Annotated in this window: 18 protein-coding genes and 2 tRNA genes; 11 read left to right on the top strand and 9 right to left on the bottom strand. The window is 33.4% G+C overall.

Annotation, left to right across the window (positions count from 1 at the left end; all coding sequences use genetic code 11):
- Nucleotides 1–586 precede the first annotated feature (586 nt).
- The gene (locus tag N4A45_05555; protein ID MCT4664681.1) at nucleotides 587–4,129 is read left to right on the top strand and encodes a lamin tail domain-containing protein; all 3,543 of its coding nucleotides are present in this window, start codon (nucleotides 587–589) and stop codon (nucleotides 4,127–4,129) included.
- A gap of 161 nt (nucleotides 4,130–4,290) precedes the next feature.
- On the opposite strand, the gene N4A45_05550 is transcribed toward N4A45_05555, so the two are convergent.
- The 6 genes from N4A45_05550 to N4A45_05525 form a co-directional block, all read right to left on the bottom strand.
- A complete protein-coding gene (locus tag N4A45_05550) occupies nucleotides 4,291–4,812 on the bottom strand; it encodes a hypothetical protein (GenBank protein MCT4664680.1) in 522 nt (173 codons plus the stop codon).
- Nucleotides 4,813–4,825: 13 nt separating this feature from the next.
- Nucleotides 4,826–5,308: a DNA repair protein gene (locus N4A45_05545; protein MCT4664679.1), complete on the bottom strand. Its 483-nt coding sequence runs from the start codon at nucleotides 5,306–5,308 to the stop codon at nucleotides 4,826–4,828.
- A 21-nt stretch (nucleotides 5,309–5,329) separates the two neighbouring features.
- Nucleotides 5,330–5,878: a hypothetical protein gene (locus tag N4A45_05540; protein MCT4664678.1), complete on the bottom strand. Its 549-nt coding sequence runs from the start codon at nucleotides 5,876–5,878 to the stop codon at nucleotides 5,330–5,332.
- Between the two features lie 30 nt (nucleotides 5,879–5,908).
- A complete protein-coding gene (locus N4A45_05535; GenBank protein ID MCT4664677.1) occupies nucleotides 5,909–6,703 on the bottom strand; it encodes a DNA adenine methylase in 795 nt (264 codons plus the stop codon).
- A gap of 97 nt (nucleotides 6,704–6,800) precedes the next feature.
- Nucleotides 6,801–8,006: a type IV secretory system conjugative DNA transfer family protein gene (locus tag N4A45_05530; protein ID MCT4664676.1), complete on the bottom strand. Its 1,206-nt coding sequence runs from the start codon at nucleotides 8,004–8,006 to the stop codon at nucleotides 6,801–6,803.
- 77 nt (nucleotides 8,007–8,083) lie between these two features.
- On the bottom strand, nucleotides 8,084–9,778 hold the full coding sequence (locus tag N4A45_05525) for a recombinase family protein (protein ID MCT4664675.1): 1,695 nt from the start codon (nucleotides 9,776–9,778) through the stop codon (nucleotides 8,084–8,086).
- 294 nt (nucleotides 9,779–10,072) lie between these two features.
- Between N4A45_05525 and N4A45_05520 the strand changes: the two genes are divergently transcribed.
- From N4A45_05520 to N4A45_05510, 3 genes are all read left to right on the top strand, one after another.
- Nucleotides 10,073–10,654, top strand: coding sequence for a replication protein (locus N4A45_05520; protein ID MCT4664674.1), 582 nt, complete (start codon nucleotides 10,073–10,075; stop codon nucleotides 10,652–10,654).
- A gap of 494 nt (nucleotides 10,655–11,148) precedes the next feature.
- Nucleotides 11,149–11,490, top strand: a complete 342-nt coding sequence (locus tag N4A45_05515) for a helix-turn-helix domain-containing protein (GenBank protein MCT4664673.1) — start codon at nucleotides 11,149–11,151, stop codon at nucleotides 11,488–11,490.
- A complete protein-coding gene (locus tag N4A45_05510; GenBank protein MCT4664672.1) occupies nucleotides 11,487–11,987 on the top strand; it encodes a hypothetical protein in 501 nt (166 codons plus the stop codon). The genes N4A45_05515 and N4A45_05510 overlap by 4 nt, the downstream gene beginning before the upstream one ends.
- A 404-nt stretch (nucleotides 11,988–12,391) precedes the next feature.
- On the opposite strand, the gene N4A45_05505 is transcribed toward N4A45_05510, so the two are convergent.
- Nucleotides 12,392–12,817, bottom strand: coding sequence for a LytTR family transcriptional regulator (locus N4A45_05505; protein ID MCT4664671.1), 426 nt, complete (start codon nucleotides 12,815–12,817; stop codon nucleotides 12,392–12,394).
- A gap of 359 nt (nucleotides 12,818–13,176) precedes the next feature.
- Between N4A45_05505 and N4A45_05500 the strand changes: the two genes are divergently transcribed.
- The 7 genes from N4A45_05500 (at nucleotide 13,177) to N4A45_05470 (ending at nucleotide 19,966) form a co-directional block, all read left to right on the top strand.
- Complete coding sequence (locus N4A45_05500; GenBank protein ID MCT4664670.1) at nucleotides 13,177–14,226, top strand: hypothetical protein; 1,050 nt, start codon at nucleotides 13,177–13,179, stop codon at nucleotides 14,224–14,226.
- Complete coding sequence (locus N4A45_05495; protein ID MCT4664669.1) at nucleotides 14,219–14,917, top strand: hypothetical protein; 699 nt, start codon at nucleotides 14,219–14,221, stop codon at nucleotides 14,915–14,917. Before N4A45_05500 ends, N4A45_05495 begins: the two co-directional genes overlap by 8 nt.
- A 142-nt stretch (nucleotides 14,918–15,059) precedes the next feature.
- A complete protein-coding gene (locus N4A45_05490) occupies nucleotides 15,060–16,622 on the top strand; it encodes a type IV secretory system conjugative DNA transfer family protein (GenBank protein ID MCT4664668.1) in 1,563 nt (520 codons plus the stop codon).
- Nucleotides 16,609–17,049, top strand: coding sequence for a hypothetical protein (locus N4A45_05485; protein MCT4664667.1), 441 nt, complete (start codon nucleotides 16,609–16,611; stop codon nucleotides 17,047–17,049). The genes N4A45_05490 and N4A45_05485 overlap by 14 nt, the downstream gene beginning before the upstream one ends.
- Nucleotides 17,036–17,899 (top strand): relaxase/mobilization nuclease domain-containing protein, encoded by an 864-nt coding sequence (locus tag N4A45_05480; protein ID MCT4664666.1) that lies wholly within the window; start codon nucleotides 17,036–17,038, stop codon nucleotides 17,897–17,899. The genes N4A45_05485 and N4A45_05480 overlap by 14 nt, the downstream gene beginning before the upstream one ends.
- Nucleotides 17,896–18,180 carry a hypothetical protein gene (locus N4A45_05475; GenBank protein ID MCT4664665.1) on the top strand — a complete coding sequence of 95 codons (285 nt, stop codon included), beginning with the start codon at nucleotides 17,896–17,898 and terminating at the stop codon, nucleotides 18,178–18,180. The genes N4A45_05480 and N4A45_05475 overlap by 4 nt, the downstream gene beginning before the upstream one ends.
- Before the next feature lie 232 nt (nucleotides 18,181–18,412).
- On the top strand, nucleotides 18,413–19,966 hold the full coding sequence (locus tag N4A45_05470; protein MCT4664664.1) for a recombinase family protein: 1,554 nt from the start codon (nucleotides 18,413–18,415) through the stop codon (nucleotides 19,964–19,966).
- On the opposite strand, the gene N4A45_05465 is transcribed toward N4A45_05470, so the two are convergent.
- Together N4A45_05465 and N4A45_05460 are read right to left on the bottom strand one after the other, a co-directional pair.
- A tRNA-Asn gene (locus tag N4A45_05465) sits at nucleotides 19,932–20,005 on the bottom strand. The genes N4A45_05470 and N4A45_05465 overlap by 35 nt on opposite strands.
- A 254-nt stretch (nucleotides 20,006–20,259) precedes the next feature.
- Nucleotides 20,260–20,333: transfer RNA gene (locus N4A45_05460), tRNA-Asn, on the bottom strand.
- Nucleotides 20,334–20,382: the final 49 nt, after the last annotated feature.

The raw sequence follows: 20,382 nt of genomic DNA, 5'->3' as shown, positions 1-20,382 counted from the left end.
TGGTATTGGTTAATAAATTTCCTGCGTTATCTCGAATAGCACATTGATAACTAAACATATCTGGACTTTGAGCATATATCGTGCTACCCAAAACCAACATCAGTATTAATAAATAGTTTTTCATGGTTTTTATTGTTTTTTGGACAGTGAGGAAAGAAAGAACTCAAAAAAATGGTAGTCTAACCCCTTTACTATCCGCTCATAATAATTTATTTTAACAATAATACGTCATTTTGATCATAATTTTGTCTTTCTAGGAGCGATCGATGGCAATTTTCTACGAAGTAAGTGGTTAAAAATTTTAATATAATTGACCTTTGTATTGTTTTTTCATTTCTACGATAGGGCAAAATACATCGGAAATTTACATTCTTTTCGCTTGCAAGAAATTGAACCAAGCTCGAAAGAACATTTCGAGTTACAGCTCACATATCAAATTGTATAGCATGTTTGCTGTGTATATATTAATGAATCAACGTCGTTCCAACTGCAAAATTCTATGTCTTGTCGGTTGCTTTCAAATCTAAGTTATTACATTCCAATAAATATGGATAAATTTGGTGATAAATGATTAATAACAAACTTGATGAAACTGTATAATTACATTTTGAATTTCATTCTTGCCTGGTACTTTCTTACTGCATATTCAATACAGGCCCAAGAAATACTAAGCTATGATTCTTTATATCGATTAAAAACAGAAAATATCGGTAATATAATAGTTGATCACCATTACGACAAGAATGGAAACGAAACAACTTACTCAGTGGGAGGGGTAACGAATATTCAAGATGTAGTCATAACAGAAATTATGTCAGATCCTTCCGGAGATGATGATTTAAAGTGGCAGTGGATAGAGGTTTATAATAAATCCAGTGACTCTATCGATCTATCGGGCTTTTTACTCTCTACATGTAGTGGAAAAGATTTTTATGGAGGTAATATTTTGAAAGGTATTATTCATCCAGTGTCTTCTGTTATTCTTTTCAATGCTGACTCGATGCAGCAAACTCAATTTGATTCTGTATGGAATAACACAATACCATCCATTGCGGTTTCACCTTGGCCAGGTGTTTCCCAAATAGATACAGTTGCTCTTTGGCGATATTATGAAGATTATCAAAAGAATGACCTAAACCATGCACTTTCTTATGTTCCTGTTGGAATTTCAGGTTTTCCCATGTTCAATAATCAATCTTCATTCTATTTATCGAATATAGATTCGTCGGAGATTTCACCAAATAATTGGTCGTTAAGTTTAATTTGCGATAGCACACCTGTTCATAAATCACTATATAGCAAGGAAACTTTTGGAAATATCGGTTTAGACATTGGTTCTCCTAACCCTTCATTTATCATTGCAAACCCAAGCGTTGAACTAAATGCTGAACCAACGGTTTGTGAACAAGATACCATTGTTTTTTTTGCGGATGTTCAATATGCTGGGAGTAACCCAGAATTTCAATGGCTTCTTCCAACTGGAAATTGGATCACAACCTCTGTTCCTGTATTAAAAATTCCTGTATTACAATATTCAACCGCACCCCAAATAGTTTTAGTAAAGATGATTTCTAATCACGTGTGTGTTTCTGTTGATACAGTGTTTTCAGCTCCAAAAAGCTATATGATTTATCCAAAACATGAATTTTATTTTTCTTATTCGATTTGTCAAGGAGATAGCTTCGAACTTGCAAATGGAGATTATATTTATACAACTGGTACCTATACTACAAAGCTATTAAATGAGCAAGGGTGTGATTCAGTTATTCATGAATTCATAGATGTGTTACCGTTAAACCATATTCACGTATATTCCAATATTTGTCAGGGAGAGAGTTATCAAAGACCACTTGGAGATATTGAAACCAGTTCAGGTACTTATTTTGATACCTTACAAAGTCAAAACACATGTGATTCTTTAATTGTAGAGACAATATTAACCGTGTACCAAACCCAATTTACTTTAGTTGATACGCATATTTGTTCTACTGATAGTTTTCAATTAGCTTCTGGTGGAAGTTATACAAATTCTGGAATTTATACAGATAGCTTGTTGAATTCGCAAGGTTGTGATTCTGTCGTGATTTATGATCTAAGCGTTTATCCTGTTTATCATAACTACCTAAGTGCAAGCATTTGTGATAATCAATTTTATATTTTACCTAATGGAGATACTGCTATAGCTTCCGGGATTTACACAAATACCTTTGAAACCAGTGAGGGGTGTGATAGCCTTATTGAAATAAATCTTACTGTATTCCCAACTTATTATAGCACTTTCTTTGATACAATTTGTCAAGGAAATACTTATGTACTACCAAATGGTAATACTGTGTCAGCAACAGGAACTTATACCTCTAATTTAAACAGTATCAATATATGTGACTCTATAATTATCACTAATTTAGAAGTTCTTCCAGAATACAATTATAGTCAATCTATTGAAATTTGTTTAGGTGACACCTTTATAAGCCCTGCAGGTCAATTGATTACCCAAAGTGGTGTTTGGATAGATACTCTGGAAACGTCAATTGGTTCATGCGATTCCATTTGGACAAATTACGTTGTTGTTAACGACACTTTTTACTCAAACTTTAGTGTTGAAATTTGTCAAGGTGAGGATTACTTATTGCCGAATGGAGTATCTGTTTCAAACTCAGGTGAGTATATTAATTCATTTTCAAGTATTCACAATTGTGATAGTACGATTGTCGTTCAGTTGATAGTTCATCCTGCCTATGAATATATTGTAACGGATACCCTATGTCATGGTGAAGTTTATATACGTCCCAATGGAATACCTGTATCCAATACTGGTATTTACTATGATACTTTGCTTACTGTAGATAATTGTGACTCTATAATAATCAGTGATATACTTGTGAACCCTACTTTTATGTTCTCTGAAACTATAGAAATTTGTGATGACCAAATGTATATTTTACATTCAGGTGATACTGTTTCTACAAGTGGTTTATATATAGATACATTTTCTACAACAAATAGTTGTGACTCTATCTATATTCAAGAAATTAGTGTATTCCCAACATATTCTTATTCTCTGTTTGATACAATATGTCAAGGTGATAATTTTTTATTGCCAGATTCAACACAGGTTGCTCAACCTGGTATCTATACAAGTGTTTTATCTACGAAACAGGGTTGTGATTCAATTATTAACACTTTTTTACATGTAAAACCTATTTCGACCTTCAGTCAGGTATATTATGTCTGTCAAGGAGATAGTGTTGTATTACCTAATGGAAATTGGACTGGACAAGCTGGAATCTACATTGATACTCTTGAAAACCACTTTTTATGTGATTCTATAATTGAGACAGAGATTATTATTGAGTTTGAAAAATTTTCCTCACAAAAAGTAAATCTTTGTCACGACCAAGTTTATACGCTAATTTCAGGTGAAATTGTTTCCCAAACTGGTTTATATATTGATACAACAACTACATTTTTGGGCTGCGACAGTATAGTTCATATAGCTATTACGAAATATGATGTAAAAAGAAAAGATACAACCGTATATTTATGTGGAAATGAAACCTTCCTAAGTGTTAAAGGGCAAGTTTTATCTGAGTCTGGGTTCTATTCTGATACTGTGTTTTATTCAAATATGTGCGAAAAAGAGATTTATAATTACGAGATAAATGCTGAAACAATAGATTCTGTTCTTGTTATTACTAACAACAAGATAGAAGCTACTCAAGACGCTGATTCCTATCAATGGATATCATGTGCAGATAGCTCTGTCATTATAGAGGAGACTGGGTCAACATTTTACCCTAATGAAAATGGGAGTTATTCTGTAATAATTATTAAAGGTCATTGCTCAATTACAACAAGTTGTAAAACCATGTTCGTTGAAAATTTCTTTGATACAGGTTTGATTTACTACAAAAATCCTGTTAAGGATTATTTGACAATTGAATTGGGAAAGGTATTTCCGATTATAGAAATGACGTGCTCTTCAAATCAAGGTAGGTTGATGAGAGAGGCAATAGAATATAATCAGCACACGGTAGAGTTTGATTTTCAAGGTTTACCTCCTGGTTTGTACTTATTGGAAGTCAAATCTGGAAATTACATGGAGGTCCTAAAAATTATTAAGGAATAATTCAATAAGAACTTTCATTCTTTAATAAGCATTCATCTGTAGTAAATTTGAATCTAAAAGATTGAAGACGTAATTTTATTACAAAAAAAGACTGTCCAATCACAGACAGTCTCTTATGAAATCTTATTCACTTTTAAGTTTTTACAAATGGGTTTAAATCCTTATCCCTTAGAAACTTTCGTTTCTTTGGGAGTTTTGGAATTTACCGGTCTCCCGTTCAGCGAAATCACATCATCTTTAGAACTTTTCGGGTCTTTTCCTTTTGTTCTAATGAGTTTCTGAGAATTGAACAGTGAACGACACTTGATATTAAAATCGGTATAAGAAATATGCTCAGCATCTTTTCCTTTACTTTTAAGATACGCTTCATACCACTGCTGATTACTCATTTTGTAATCTTTATGCTCAAGAATCAATTCAAAAGCTGTCTTGGCAACACCATTGAGCTCTTTCCTTGAAAAAGAAACATCAAGATTCAAATCTAAAGACTCCACTCGTTCTTTTTGTGAGTCATCAAGGTATTTCAAGAGTACAAGCATATCATTTTTACCTAAGCGAAGTCGTTCTTGAATACGCCGCTTTTCCTCTTTCGATTTAGAGATGTTTACTTCTACTTCCGATAGAAGTTTTTGATCACTTTGGATAGCATCAATAAGGCTATCAATCATACTATTTTCTTTCATAGCGTTTAAGGGTTTATTGAGTTATACAAGAATCTTGGTGCATATATCCAAGATCTTCAAATGAAACATACTGTTGCTCACTGCAGAGGATGATATGGTCGATAATTCGAATTCCAAGCAATGATCCTATATAAAGGAATTTTTGAGTCAGCTTCTTATCTTCTTTAGAAACTTTTTGAATTCCAGAAGGATGATTATGAGCCAACAGCATAGCTGTAGCTCCTGTCTTCAGAGCCATTCCAAAGGCGATACGCATATCGGGATTACAATAATCCAAACCACCAATACATAACTGATGGTATCCAATGACTTGTAAATTGCTTTTAAGAAAAACAATATAAAAGGCTTCTTGAAGATAGAGCGTATCTACATCCCAAATCATTTTGAGATATTCAAAACAGCTATCAGCTTGGTTGAGTATTGGCGCTTGAGTTTCTTCTTCAGGTGGCTCAAACCGTAAATGAATCCTGCGGGGCAGGTGGGTATTTTTTTTCATGATATAGTTTTTTTTGAGGGTTCAACTTAAAGCTCTAAGCTCTTGGTAAATTTTCAGTTGCTCTTCTGTGAATTCTTGCTCCTGGATAAGTTCATTGCGTTTTTCTTGAGCCGTACTTAGGTGGTCAAACCAACGAATGATTCTAAGAACTCCTGTTTTGGAATATACCTCAAAGAGACCATGAGCTCGTATAGCCAGACCTGCTTTTACAAGTTGATTGTGGAAATTGGAATAATCATAATCATCCCAATCTGCTATTTCTTTATGGCACAAATAATTTCCATAGATACTTAGGTGAGAAAACAAAGTCTGTACTTCAGATAGTTTTGGATTGTCCAAACGCTCCTGAAGGTTTTCCAGATCGTGTAGTAGAAACAATATAATTTCTGAATCTTTCAAAATCGTCTTTTTAGTTCTTGTGGGATACAGATATTGTATAATCTCTTCACTTTCTTTTTGGGTTAAGAAATTCTTAGCAAGAGTCGATGCCTCTTCTTGTTTTTCCTCCAGCTCCAAACGGTATTGCTCAAGAAAAAAACGCATCAATTGAAATCGAAATAATCGGTTCATAGTTTTTAAGTTTTTGGATTGGTATTCAGTTTATATATCGAGTGGATAGTTGGCTGTAAGAACTTCAACCTTTCTATCTCGTTTTTTTCCGTCTTGAGATTTCTGAGCAGAAAGAGGCTTTCCAAATGAAATGGAATGCCAACCATTCTTTTTAATAAATTCAGAAAGAATCTCACTTGGATAGGAAGACAAAAGGAATTTTCCTTTGACTTTTGAAAGACATTCCAAAAGATTGGTATAGTCTGACTCTGTGTAACCCCCATAATGTCCCTGATTAGAATCTATATATGGAGGATCGACATAGTGAAAAGAATCTAAAGTATCTCTACTCTCAATAACATTGATAGCATCATTTGATTCAATCTGAGCACGTTTTAAACGAAGTGCAACATCAAAAGAAAAATTCATCTTTTTATTGAGAAATGTCTTCACTCGTTTTCCATACTTATCGTAGCCCCAAGATCCTATCTTACAAGAGAAGCCCATATTGGTGGCGATATAGAATGCCCAAGCCTGTTGTAGTTTATCAAACAAATGCGGCATTCTATAAATTGTATGAGCCACGATATAGGAAGCTCGAGAGAAAAGGGTAGATTCAATTTTGGTAACCAAACCCTTAAAATCCGTTTTAAGAACTTGATAAAAATTAACCACCATATTGTTGGTGTCGTTAATGGTTTCAGATGGAACGGGTTTCTTAGCAAAGAACACAGCACCACCACCGAAAAAACTTTCGGTATAGATTTTATGCTCAGGAATTCTTGGCAAGATTTCCTTGAGCATATTTTGTTTTCCTCCGTAATAGGAAATTGGAGTCTTGGGCATAGCAATTAAAAAAGATTAAACGAGTAATAAAGAACTGGTTTAATCTTAGTTTCTCAGAAAGGAGAAATATTCCAATACTACACTTTTGGACACCTTGTTAAAAAGGGTAATCGGATTGAATTCTTTGGGAAATATCGCTGTATAGAACAGTACAAGCAGAGAAACCACGAGAGGATTTTCCATCAATAAAAAGTCTGATATAGATTTCATAATTGGAAAGATTGATAAAATCACTGGCTTTAAACACAGGATGAAACTCCTTTGCAAAATATTGAGCATCCTTATATCCCACTCGAAAAACAATCAAGCTCCCAACATTTCCCAAAATAATATCTCGAAGATCTACTGATAACATCGATAAACTTTGAGCTGAAAGTACAATTCCCATATTGAATTTTCGAAGTTCAGAAAGCATGGCTTCAATACTGTTTCCATGAACATAATTTGGATATTCATCTAAATACAATATAAAAGGTTTTCGTGCATGGAGAGGAATCTTCGACCTTGAAAAGCCAGCCGAAAGCACCGCATTTAAAAACAAAGAAGCCAATAGCAAGGCCGAATCATTTCCTATTTCTCCTTTGGGAATCCGAAGAATAATGGTTTTATTTTCTTCAATAAACTTTTGTAAATCGAAGATTTTATGATTAAGAATAAGAAGCTTTCGAATAGAAGGATGAGCCAAGAAGGCTCCTATCTTGTTATAAATCGGCATCAAGTCCATACCTTTATATTTCGGGAATTCATTTTTCCAAAAGTCTAAAAGTTCTTTTGAGTGAACATGTTCTAGACATTCAAATCGAAATTCTTTTTGATGAAGAATTCGGTAGACATCAGCAAAGTTACTTGTAGGCTGATCGATAAGGGTAAGAAGAATATTTCTTAAGATATGCTCCATTTTTGCTCCCCAAGCCGCTTTCCAAAGCTTTTTAAAGGTATCAATAATATTAGAAACCATCAGCGAACGCCTTTCAACATCCACATGAGCAAGGGGGTTAAAATACCAAGGTTGATTCGGGTCTGCCATATCTAAAATAACAATATTTGATTTCGATTTTTCATCGGCTTTTGAAAGAATATTCCTTGATAAATCACCATGGACATCAACAATGAATTGACCTCGCCCATAGAGCACATCTTGCATAATCATAGTTTCCAAAAGGGTTGTTTTCCCAGCACCTGTTTTTCCAAAAAGAGCCATGTGGAACAATCGATCTTTTTGTTTAATCCCAAAAAGTTTGTGATGATTCCTAAAGTTCGTTCGAGCAAAATAATTGATTTGTGGATTTAGAGGTAACCGCATAGGGTCACAGTTTAGCTCTTGGGGGATGGAAAGCTATACCGCAGGTTTGGACAGATGGATTAATAAAGTTCCTTTTTTTAGGTTCGAACTAACTTAAGTTCGGCCAGCATGACTGAACTTAGGTGTTCAAAATCTCTAAATGAGCCTTGTAAAATAAGGCTCTTTTTAGGTTCGAACCCATGCTTTTTTAGGGTATAGAGACGATTCCACTCATCAAGTAGTGTTCCAATGAAATCCCTTGAAAAATAAAGCTCATTGTTCAAAATATTTAGGTTCGAACCTAAATCAGCTAAAAGCTCTTTTTTCTGTGTTTTTGATCCATTTTTAAAGATCTCTACGCAGGTATTTCTCCATGATAGTTTTGTTTCGACTTCATTTTTCCAATTTAGGGAGTGAAAATTCATTTGCTCAAGTTCTCGTTGATTATCTTGGAGTTGCTGATCAACTTTAACTCGGAGAATTTTAAGTTCATCAGCGGTTATTTCTCCATTAAGACGAAGCTCTACTAGGGATTCTTTTTTCTTCTGCAACTCCGTTTTTCGTTTTTCTAAAACCCTCTTAACTTCTCTATCTTCTTCCTTATTTTGTTCTACATGATTGTCTATATATTCAGAGGCTAACTCTACAAAGTCTTTATCTAGATGTATTTCTTGTAAACGATTTAGAATAATGGATTGCAGTTTAGTTTCTTCGATATATTTTTGAGAACAGTTTTTCTTTTTTCTTTTGGTGCATCGGTAATATATTTTATCAATACGAGATGGACTTTTCATTTTTTCAATTGAGAGCTTACATTGTGGACAAGCAGACGTTTTGAGACAGGAAAATTTATACTTACAAGTACTGCAAATGATTTGTTTTTTTCTTTCAGCTGTGATGGCTGCCTGACATTCTCCACAAACCAAAGGTCCTCTAAAAGTGAAATCATCTATTTTTGATTGGCTAGGTCTACCTTTATCTTCAGAAAGTCTTAAGGCTTTTTGAAATTCGAGTAAGCTGATCATTCGTTTGTGTTTACCCTCAAATCGTTCTAGATGACCATCAGCCCCTCTCCAGTAGAAATATCCTGCGTAGAACTCATTTTTGAGCATCTGGGCGTAAGTATTTAATGCATAAGGTTGACCTTTTTTATTGGTTAAACCTAAGGCATCTGCTTTTTTCTTAATTCCAGCAATAGAATATCCTTTTTCTAATCTAAGTTTCCAAAGTTTTTTAACAATAGGAAAAGTGTCAGGGTTTGGAATAATTTTCTTAACACTGGATTTATCAGAATTTCTCATATAACCAATCGGAAGAGTGGCAATAGGGTACCACCCATTTTTTGCTTTATTTCTTAGTCCTCGCTTTACATCGCTTCCTAAATCTTTGATATACTGATTCGCCATTCCAAGAGCAATTTGAAGTAGAAGAACATTATCACTAGGTTTATAATCTTCGCTATAACATTGGATATGTTGAATAATATTGTGTTGTAAAAGCCAAGAGATTCGTCCGCTATCCATTGGATTTCTTGAAAGGCGATTGGCTTTCCAAGAAATTATCCCTCTAGCTTCACCATGTTCGATTCGGCTTATCATGGAATTAAATTCTTTTCGTCCAGGAGCTTTTGCAGATTTAGATTCAGAGATAATATCTACAACTTCAAACCCTTTTTGTTGTGCAATTTTTTGACACTCTCGAATTTGATCTTCGATAGATGCAATTTGCTTATCTTCTCTATCGGTCGATTTTCGAGCATAAATAAAATATTTTATGGAATGATTTTGATACATAGTGTTTATTTAAAAACCCAAAAAGGGACAAAGGAATAGAATTTAAACTGCTAGGTGAAAAAACATCCTTTGCCCCTTTTTGGGATAAATATTTTACATTTATAATATTGTCTTCACCTAGCATGACTATTATATACTGTCTTATTTGTTTTGTGAATTAGAAAAACAACACCGAGCATAAATCGTGTCAGTTCAAATGCTTCATGATCAGAAATAGGTCTGTTGTATTTTTTAATATACAACTGCTTAAATCGATGGATGATTTGCTTATTGTGTTGTAATTCACTATCAAACATGGATAATCCTATTTTATCCATCTCAAGTTTATACCGCTATACTGGCAAGATGGTCAAAAGTCCAATTTACCAGTATAGAAATCAAAAGTTCAATTCGATAGGCTTAAAGTATATGAATTATTATACAAGCATACCGAATTATATATTCGATGAGTTTCAACCAAATTTGAAACCCTCAGAACTATCCGTATTATTAGTTATTATTCGACAAACTTTGGGTTATATAGACCGTTCTACAGGAAAACGAAAACGTAGAGATTGGATAGCCATCCGATTGTTTGAAAAGAAAACAGGACTTTCTAACCGAACAATTTCTTTAGCTATTGAAAGGTTAATCTCCATTGGACTAGTTCGAGCATCCAATACTAAAAATGAAGTCTTAGAACATGCTGGGCAGCGGCAATTGGAATCCAAGATATTTTATGAATTAACCTCTGTTAATCCCCATGCAAAAAAGATGAATGTAAGTCAGAAAGCCATCCGAAATATTAAATGGCAGAGCGATCAGCAAAGAATAGATGAAATCATGAGTCGGAAAAAACTACATTCGAAAGTAGAAGAAAACGATAAAAAGCCCTAAAATGGGCTTTTTTGAATGTACAATTTACATGAGAATGCCTATAAATTCTGTTAGATATCAACGACTCATGAGGTTTTGTATTCCAAGTCATGTAGATTTTGTCATGAAACCTATGTAGAATCTACATGCGACAAAAAGAAATTTTACAAAATAAAATGTACAAAAGGATTTTTTCTTTTTTTTGAGATAAATAAAAACGGAGCAATCGATAATTAACATCTATAAACTTTAAAAAGAAAACCCCATAATGCAATTATTCAAAACCTCATTTCAGCTGAAAATAGCCAATATTCAACTTTATGTTTATAAAAAGAAAGACCAAAAAAAAGGAAAGATTTGGGCTAATCTTTCATTAAAATAAAAGCACATTAGAAAGAAGAAAATAGACTTCTGTCCATTTTGCCAGTATTGGAAGCATTTAATGACTTGTTATAATTGAAAAAGACCCTTACAGAACATCATTATTTCTAATCCTGTAGGGTCTTAATCGTTATATGTCACAGACCAATCACTTGCGAAGAATTCGCAAGCAAACGCCCATGAACCTAAAAGATATAGCCCATCTTTTAGGAGGGGTAGATTTATCTTTTTTATCAAAAATTGAAAAAGCCAATAGAATCTGTCCCCCTAATATTTTTATAACATATTCTTGTTTGTTTGGCAAGAATATGGCAGAAATATTTCCTATGCAGTATCATGAAGCTCATTATTTATTGAAAAGTACCATTGCTCAGTTATTAAGTCGATTAAACAAAACAAAATCAACAGATGAGAGTAAGGCAAAATGCGAATTCCTCAAAGCTGCTTTAGTCCGATTAAATAGTGAAAATCTATGAAATCTTCTCTACAAAGAAAACGAATTGTACTGGCATTTTTTCCCAATGCACTTGGCATAGGATATGCTTTTTTTGAAAATCCGCAAGCCCTCATTTACCAAGGGATTATTCGAGTTCGCCCCATATGCAACATAAAATGCAAAAAAGTAATCAAAAAACTTATTGAAGATCTTCAACCTCATATAATCGTTGTAGAAGATGTTTGGGTGAAAGGAGCTCGAAAACGTGCACGAATTCGGAAACTTATTGCCTCTATTCGTAGAGAAGCCTTGAAAAACAACTTAAAGGTTTTTGCTTATTCACGAAAAAATATCAGAGAGGTTTTTTCTAATTTTGAAGCTTTTACCAAGTATGAAATCGCTAAACAAATTGCGAAATGGTTTCCGAAACTTCAGCATAAAATGCCTAAGCCACAGAAACTAGGCGATTCTGAAGCACATAACCAAGGTTTGTTTGATGCGGTGAGTTTAGGGCTGACGCATTATTATCTTGTATAATCAAATTTAGGTAAAGAAAAACACAACCCATGTTTAGTTGTGTTTTTCTTTAGAGATTCTTATTTATTATCAAATTGTATATCTCTGGAAATCTACGTCGAGCATATTCTGGAAGAGTGTCGCAGTATGATTCAAAGTCAAAGTTCCCATTACCTTTAAGCTCCTTCACATGATTGAATTACTTCAAACATAAGGAGAGTATAAAGCATTAGGAATTTTAAGCCCAAAATCTTCTGATTTTCGAACTTTTTTTATCAAAAAACCAAATAATAGCTGTTGTCGAATGTGGATTAAAAGAAAAATTTACTTGTATAAAATATAAAAACCTCACTGAGTGAGGTTTGTTTTTAGAGATATTCTCTTCTTTTGACTTAGTAGTTTAGACGACTGTGCAATTTTCGAAACTAAGCTTCAGAATTAAGAATGACTTTCTTAATTTGAACTTTCTTCCTTCTTGAACAATGAATTTCAATTTTATCGTTGTCAATTTGAAGTACTAAGTTATTTCTCCTATTGATTCCATAAACAAAACTCAAATTGACAATAGTTTGTCTATGTACTCTATAGAATTTTCGGCTGGGTAATATTGATTCCAGCTCGGTTAATGGTGTTTTTGTATAGAATACTCCCGATTGTGTCCTGACCACATAAAAACCTTTCTTGCGCTTTGAAGATTTTATGTATATAATATCACAAACAGGCACCTTAATTAAAATAGTTTCCGCTAACATCTCATCTACTTTGTCTCTTGGGTTAAAGGTATTTATCGATTCAAAGTTTTTTAAGACTAGCAAAACTTCTACAATAGTTTGTTGATAAGCTTTTTTCATTTCCTTCAGTATTAGAAAGTTAGAAATAGGCTAGGCATTAAGATTGATGTCTCTGGTTATATATATGTATCTCTGTGGATTCCTAAATTAAAGCAGATGATACTCAGCTGAATATCAGATTCATCTATCTTTATGGAGACATACTCCTGTTGATCAACACCCTATTCTACCAGACACTCAAAACGAGTGTCTTCTTTTTGTTAAAGAACGTGCCACTAAATTACATAAAAAAATGAATATAAAACCTCTTGAGTTGATTTTTTGACCTTTTAGATTACTAAATACCCACTGGTAGCAAACATATTCACGAACTGAATAGAATAACAAAATTTGTGTAATCATAAATTATGTTATATACCATGAAAAAGAATTTCATTACCATTGACAAGGCTTTCGAGAAAGAGTTGCAAAAAGAATTATTAAGCATCGATCAGAAAGTCTCAACAAAAACCCGTTCAACTTCAGCAATGAAAGGAGGTAAAATTGAATATCTCATTCAATTTATTTTTAGTTTATTCCAAATCACATTATCAAAACTTTACCTCAGTATTCAGTGGGAGAATCAACTTAAAGAGTTTCTTCAGTTGCAATCAACATCAGGTAAAAGAAAACAAGATTTGAAAATCGAACTAGCAACTATAAAAGAAACTGTTCGTAAGCAAATATTGGATAATCGTGATCATGATTTAAGTTATTTAGAACATGTATTTAAACGATGGAATCTAATTAAGATCGTAATCGCATTTTTAACTTTAGGAGAATTAGCATTTAATTATAAGGCATTTCAAGTACTCGCTCCAAATGTTTTTGTAGGTATTATTCTTTCCTTAACACTAGGGGTTTCGCTCGTATTTTTAGCTCACTTTTTGGCAAGTTTTATTAGAAAATTCGCCCAGACATTATGGCAACATGCTCTATATTGGACTTTATCTCTAGGGCTGATGAGCTTAATTTTTTATTTCATTTCTCATTTACGATTGCTTTATATCTCTCAGATGAATGATGGCAGTTTAGAGGTCGGCAATTGGAGTTTTGTCTGCTTAAACCTCATTTATTTTTCCACAGCGATGTTTCTTTCTTATAAAAACAGTCCCACCAGAAATCAAAAGAAAGCTTATTTACAGAGTAAAAAAGATGCTGAAACAGCTTGGAAAAATAAAAATAGAATTTCGGACATCAAAAAAGAATTAAAATCTATTCCGAATGAAGTCATTGAAAAAGAGCAATTGCTGAATCGTCTATTGGTTTATCTAAATGAGCAGGAAAAATTGATACAGGCAAAGTATAATCAGAAAGTGCAAGAAGTCATACTGAATTTTAGTCTTCAAAAAGGGGAATCCGTTAAAACGCCATCCCTCCCAACATTAAATCTAAAGTATCAAAGTTTAAACCTAAACGATTATGTATAGAATGATCATTACCCTAAGCATTCTTCTTTTTGCAGCGGCTTGTACAAAGAAGAAACAAAACAAATTAGACAAAATGGTAATATTAACAGACCACTCTGATGTCATGCCGATTTATCCAAGTATAGGCTGGTTTAAAGCTCTCAAAAAATGGAATCAAACAGGGAAGTCACAAGTGACGTTTGAACGTATTGACGATTTGCCTTTTCATAATAAACAGCAAATTTCATTGGATTTGAAGTCGGGGATGCTCAGTAACGATTTAGAAAATCGTAAACAACTCAAGCATTTTTATCAGCAAGCTGAGCATATTATTAACCAACAGAATAAGACTCAAAAATCCAGCCCGAAATCAGTGATTTTTCCTATCCTCGCTCAGCATTTAAATAACGGAGTATCTGAGGTGCATTTATTTACCGATATGATTGAAAATTCTTTCACAAAACTTAATCGTTTTCAAACGGCTCAGCAGATTATCAAGCATAAAGACCAATTGATATTGGACTATTCAAAAATTCCCATCCAAAAAGGGAATACTCAGGTCTATGTCTATTTCAGTCCAAAAGATTATGAGCAAGGTCTCTACATACAGTCCATTTTAGAAATCTATAAAGCAGTGCTTGAACCTAAAGGCTACAAGATACAAATGGGACAATTTTTTGAAACAACATCTCAAAATACCTCAGCTTTATGAAAACCCTTTTTAGTGCATGCTGGCAGTTTCTACTCTTTTTGTTCAACTGCCTTATGCTCCTGTTTTCTGTTCTTTTAAAAGTTCTCCATGAAGTACTAAGCTTCATTGGAGAACTCCATAAAACCTATCAAAAACATAAAAAATGAAATTAACCATAACAACACTAAGAAAACTTGTTTGGCTTAAACAAAAGTCCAAACAGTTTTTTAACAAAGCGGATGTCTTTTTTGAAGATACAAACGAAGAAATGGCATCGTTGAGTCTTAATCTTTTGGATTCCATGAAAAAACAAAAGCATGAAATTGAAGATGGCTTTGGGGAAATCTCTTCTGTGTTTCGCAGAAAGAATAGAGGATTAACTATCAATGGGTATTTAAATCTAACAAAAGATCAGGATAGAAAAGGGGTTTTAGTGTCAGGAAGTACGGGTTCTGGGAAATCTGTAAAACTTTGTTTACCCATACTATTTAATATAGATAAAGAATCCATGCTTTGTATACACGATCCATCCAAAGAAATTTTCGGATATACTGCAGGGTATTTACAATCCTTAGGGTACTCCATTTTAATTCTTGATTTTGCCAATGCCAATAACTCGTCAAGGTTTAATCCACTTTTTCGATTACAAACCAAAGCTCAGTTTAATGCTTTTGCCTATACCCTAATATCCAATACTGTAAAAGGCAAAATGGACTTTTGGAATTCCAAAGCTGTGTCCATACTCGTTTTTCTTATTGAACTTCAAAAGGGATTACCAAAAGTTTATGATACACTTTATAATCTCTATCATCTGGTGGAAAAATTACAATCCGAAACAGAAAGAGAATCCTTTGATAAATTGGTCGTTGAATTGTCAGAACATAAACCTGAACTTTTTACAACGTATTCATCAATAGTATCCATGTCAGAGAACACCTTGAGTGGCGTTTTATCGACCTTATCAAATGCACTGTCCATTTATGGATTGGATGAAAATCTTGCAAAAATCACTTCACATGACACCCTAGGGGATTTAACCAAAATCCGACAAACAAAAACAGCGGTGTTTGTTCATTCTTCAACCACAAAGATGGAATATTATAGTCCAATTTCTACCATGTTTTTTACTCAATTTTTTGATGCTTTTTTTCAGGAATTACCAACGGAGAAAGATAGAGACACCTATTTTATTTTAGATGAAACACCTGTATTGAAGATCGATAATTTGGATATTATCACAAGTAATATTCGTAAATATAATGGTAGCCTATGTCTGTTTGCACAAAATCCGCATAGCCAGTTTACTACTACATTTTCCAAAGAAAAATCGGACACCATTATTTCAAACTTAAATACACATGTGTATCTAAGTATCGATTTAAAAGAAGCCACGCATTTAGAAAAAGTATTGGGAACTTATACTTATACACCTAAAGAGTCGGAGCAAAAGATTACCCGACCACTAAAAACAAAAACGGAATTAATGGCACTTTCGTCACAAGATAAAGGCATTGTAACCATTACAGGGAAACGACCTTTGCTTTTGAGTTTTACTCCATTTTATAAAATCCCATCCATGGTCAGAAAAAGTAAGATTCCATTTAAAAGAAAGACAAAAGTTAAAAATGGAATATACGATAAATCCTCAAAGATTAAACATCTCAGTATAGAGGACTATTTAGCTGAATGTTTCACTCAAAAACAATCTTCAGATGGTCAAAATTAAATCACAATTCCTACTAGCTTTTCTTATTAAACATGAAGCTTTAGATAATCCTGAAAAGCGTAAAAAATACAAGAAACTCTATCGTAGAGAATATCAGCGTCAGTGGGCGAAACGAAAACGAAAAAGCCTTCACGAATTGCGATTTTATTTGGAAGATAAGCCTTACAAAACCTTAGAGAAGCTCTGTAAACATAATAATATATCACCAAGTTTATTGGCTAAAAGTTTACTACTTGAAAAAGTACATGCAAAAGCTTCTATTCCAAACAGATCTGCACTTACGAATCTGAGTGCTGATTTAGGATTACTCATCAATAAACTGATGAAAACAAATCAATCTTCTCAAAATGAAGTTTTAAGTACGTTGCTTTTTATAGAAGAGCGATTGTTAAACTATTTAAACGATACGGATCATGCCTCTACTTAAAATGCTTTCTCGATCTCGATTGTATGCCTTTGAGAATACCATCAATTACATACAAAACGAGCATAAAACCAAAACACAACAGCAGGAGTTTACTCCTATTCTTCATAACATTCGAGCAAACCCTGATGAAAAAGAAAAAATCATTGATGCTTTTATTGAAAATGAGGCTTACCGAAAGATTACGGAAAATCGGATTTACTGTTTCCATACCATTATTTCCATGAGTGAAAAAGACAAATCATACTGTACTTCAGAAGTGATGACCAGCATTACAGAAAAGTACTTTGATTTAAGAGGAGATGTTCTTGGTTACGCAATTGCACATTTTAATACAGATAGCCCGCATATTCATATTTTAGAATCTGCCACTCGATATCGACAAAACAAATCCAGTTCCTTGAGAAAATCTGAATTAGCAGACTTGAAACTGGAGATGGAAAATTTTGTAACCAAAGAATTAGGTCTTGAACATTCTCATATTGAACATGGAAAAGGTAGACCTTATATCAAGGAGCGAGAAGGAAACTTAATCAAGTATGGTGGCACATCGGTAACACAAACCGTAAAACAGAATATAGAAACAGCATTAAAACAATCCAAATCCCTATCAGAATTTAAAGAGCTACTTCATAATCATGATTTGATCCATTACGAAAGGAGAAGTGATGGAATACCCACGGGAGTCATCTCTTGTTCAGGGAAGAAATACCGATTTAAAACCTTAGACATTCAACTCGAAGATTATTTGGATTTAAACCAATCCAAAGATTTAGAAAAAGAAAATCAGCTTTTAGAAAAACTCAAGAAAATAAGAGAAAACAAACAACAACACTTAAATCGTACCCGATGAAATTTATCAAACACAAACTTTTAGCAAGCTCTCATTCTATGGGAGAATTTTATGACAAATTAGAAAACCTTGGTCTTAACATCTATCATAAAAAGGGGATTCCCCTTGGGATTGAAGACATAGACGGCAAACGTTACTCCTGGCAGAAATTAGCCATTAGAGAAAAAGACTTTGAAATGTTGAATAGTCGACATCATATGAAACAAATTCATCAGCGACTGGATAAGTTGGAAAAACTTCAAAAAATCAGAGAAGAAAAGGAAAATCACTTAGAGCGCTAATATTTCTTAAAATGAGCTAAAAACCAATACACCCTCTTTGAAAACAAGCTGAAATAGAGATACTTTGAATTGTTTCGAGTTTTTTCCCAAAGGGGGGATAAACCTACTATATGAAATACAAAAACATTTTACAAACAGATGATCAACATAGGTTACTCATACAATTTCTAGAGAAAATTGCATTAATTGAATATGAGATCTTTTTGTTGAAATCATAAAACCCACTTGGATTATGGAAAACGTTATTATCTACACAAGAGTAAGCACCGATGAACAAGCACAAAAAGGCTATTCTTTACGAAATCAAAAAAGCACCCTAGAACGTTATTGTCTTAATAATGACCTCACTATTCTGGCTCATTTTGAAGAAGATTTCTCAGCAAAAAATTTTAAAAGACCAGCTTTTTCTCAGCTTTTGAATTTCTCAAAAAATAATAAAAAAAGAATTCACAAAATTCTGTTCACTAAATGGGATCGGTTTTCAAGAAATATTGAAGAAGCTTATAAAATGATTCGAACTTTCAACTCTTATAATATTGAAGTTAGTGCAACAGAGCAGCCTTTAGATTTATCTCAGTCTGATTCAAAGGTCATTTTAGCAATGTATCTTGTTATCCCAGAAGTCGAAAATGATAAGAACAGCGAAAGAACAAAAAGTGCTTTACACAAGGCGAAATTAGAGGGGTGCTTTACAGGACTTGCCCCTAAGGGTTATAAGAATCAACGTGATGAAAATGGTAAATCCACTTTGGCTATTGATCACCATAAAGCACCTTATATTCAACGTGCTTTTGAAATGTATAGCCAAGGCATGTATTCTATTCAAGAAATCAGGCTAATGCTAATTGAAAACAATATCAAAATCTCCAAAAATGGAACGATCTCCATGCTTAAAAATCCGACTTATTTAGGAAAAATTTATATTCACAGAAATAAAGACTATAATGAGCAATTAGTCGAAGGACTTCATCCTGCAATTATTGATCAAGATATCTTTGATAAGGTGCAAAACAACTTTAGTGAGAAAATTAGTATTACGACAAAAGAACCAAAAGAAATAGACAAGGCTCTTCCTCTTCGAGGGCATCTAATTTGTCCTTCTTGTAATAGAAATCTTACAGGATCGAGCTCCAAAGGAAGAACTGGTAACTCTTACTATTATTACCATTGTAATCCACCTTGTAGAGTACGATTTAAAGCCGATGATGTAAATATCTTATTTGAACTCATGCTTGAAGAAATTCAGATTAAGGAAGATATCGCCTCACTCTATAGAAAGATCATTAGAAAAATACATGGTTCCAAAACGAATGATATTAAAATTCAAAAACAAAGTCTAAAAAGGGAACTCAATAAACTCCTTGAAAGACAATCTTCAATGGAGGACAAATTCTTAGATGATCTTATTGATGTGAAAACATATAATAAAGCTAAACTTAGAAACTCTAAACGAATTCAAGAAATCAAAGTATCAATATCTCAGTTAAACTCATTAGATGATAATTTTGCCAATCATTTAAAATCTGGAATTACTTTTATCAAAAATATCAGAAAACTCTACGCTCAAGCAGATATCAAACTAAAAAAATTACTTGTTGGTTCGATATTTCCTGAAAAATTGACTTTTGAAAAAAATCAATATCGAACCAAAAACATCAGTTATTTATTAGAGTGTATAATATTAGAAAACAACGAGTTAAAATATTTGAAAATTGAAAAAACCGCCAAAAATGACGGTTTTTCTAAAAAAGCTCCCCCTCTAGGACTCGAACCTAGGACCCTCTGATTAACAGTCAGATGCTCTAACCAACTGAGCTAAGGAGGAATATTTATTTTTCATTCTCATTCTCTAGGACTGAAGCTTAGGACTCTTCCGATGAATAATCGGAATGCTCTAACCAACTGAGCTAAGGAGGAATGTTTATTTTGTGTTCTCACTCTCTAGGACTGAAGCTTAGGACGCTTCCGATGAATAATCGGAATGCTCTAACCAACTGAGCTAAGGAGGGATTTACTCCTATTTTGAGTAAAAATTTCACTCAAAAAAAGTCTAACATTTCATGTTAAACTTTTATTTTGCTCCCCCTCTAGGACTCGAACCTAGGACCCTCTGATTAACAGTCAGATGCTCTAACCAACTGAGCTAAGGAGGAGTGTTTTCTTTTGCTGTTTCTCAACAAAAGCGATGCAAATATATAGGAA

This window comes from Flavobacteriales bacterium, assembly GCA_025210805.1.
GTDB lineage: Bacteria > Bacteroidota > Bacteroidia > Flavobacteriales > CAJXXR01 > JAOAQX01.
Note: the sequence above shows the minus strand (reverse complement) of the source record. Positions and strands in the feature narration are given on the sequence as shown.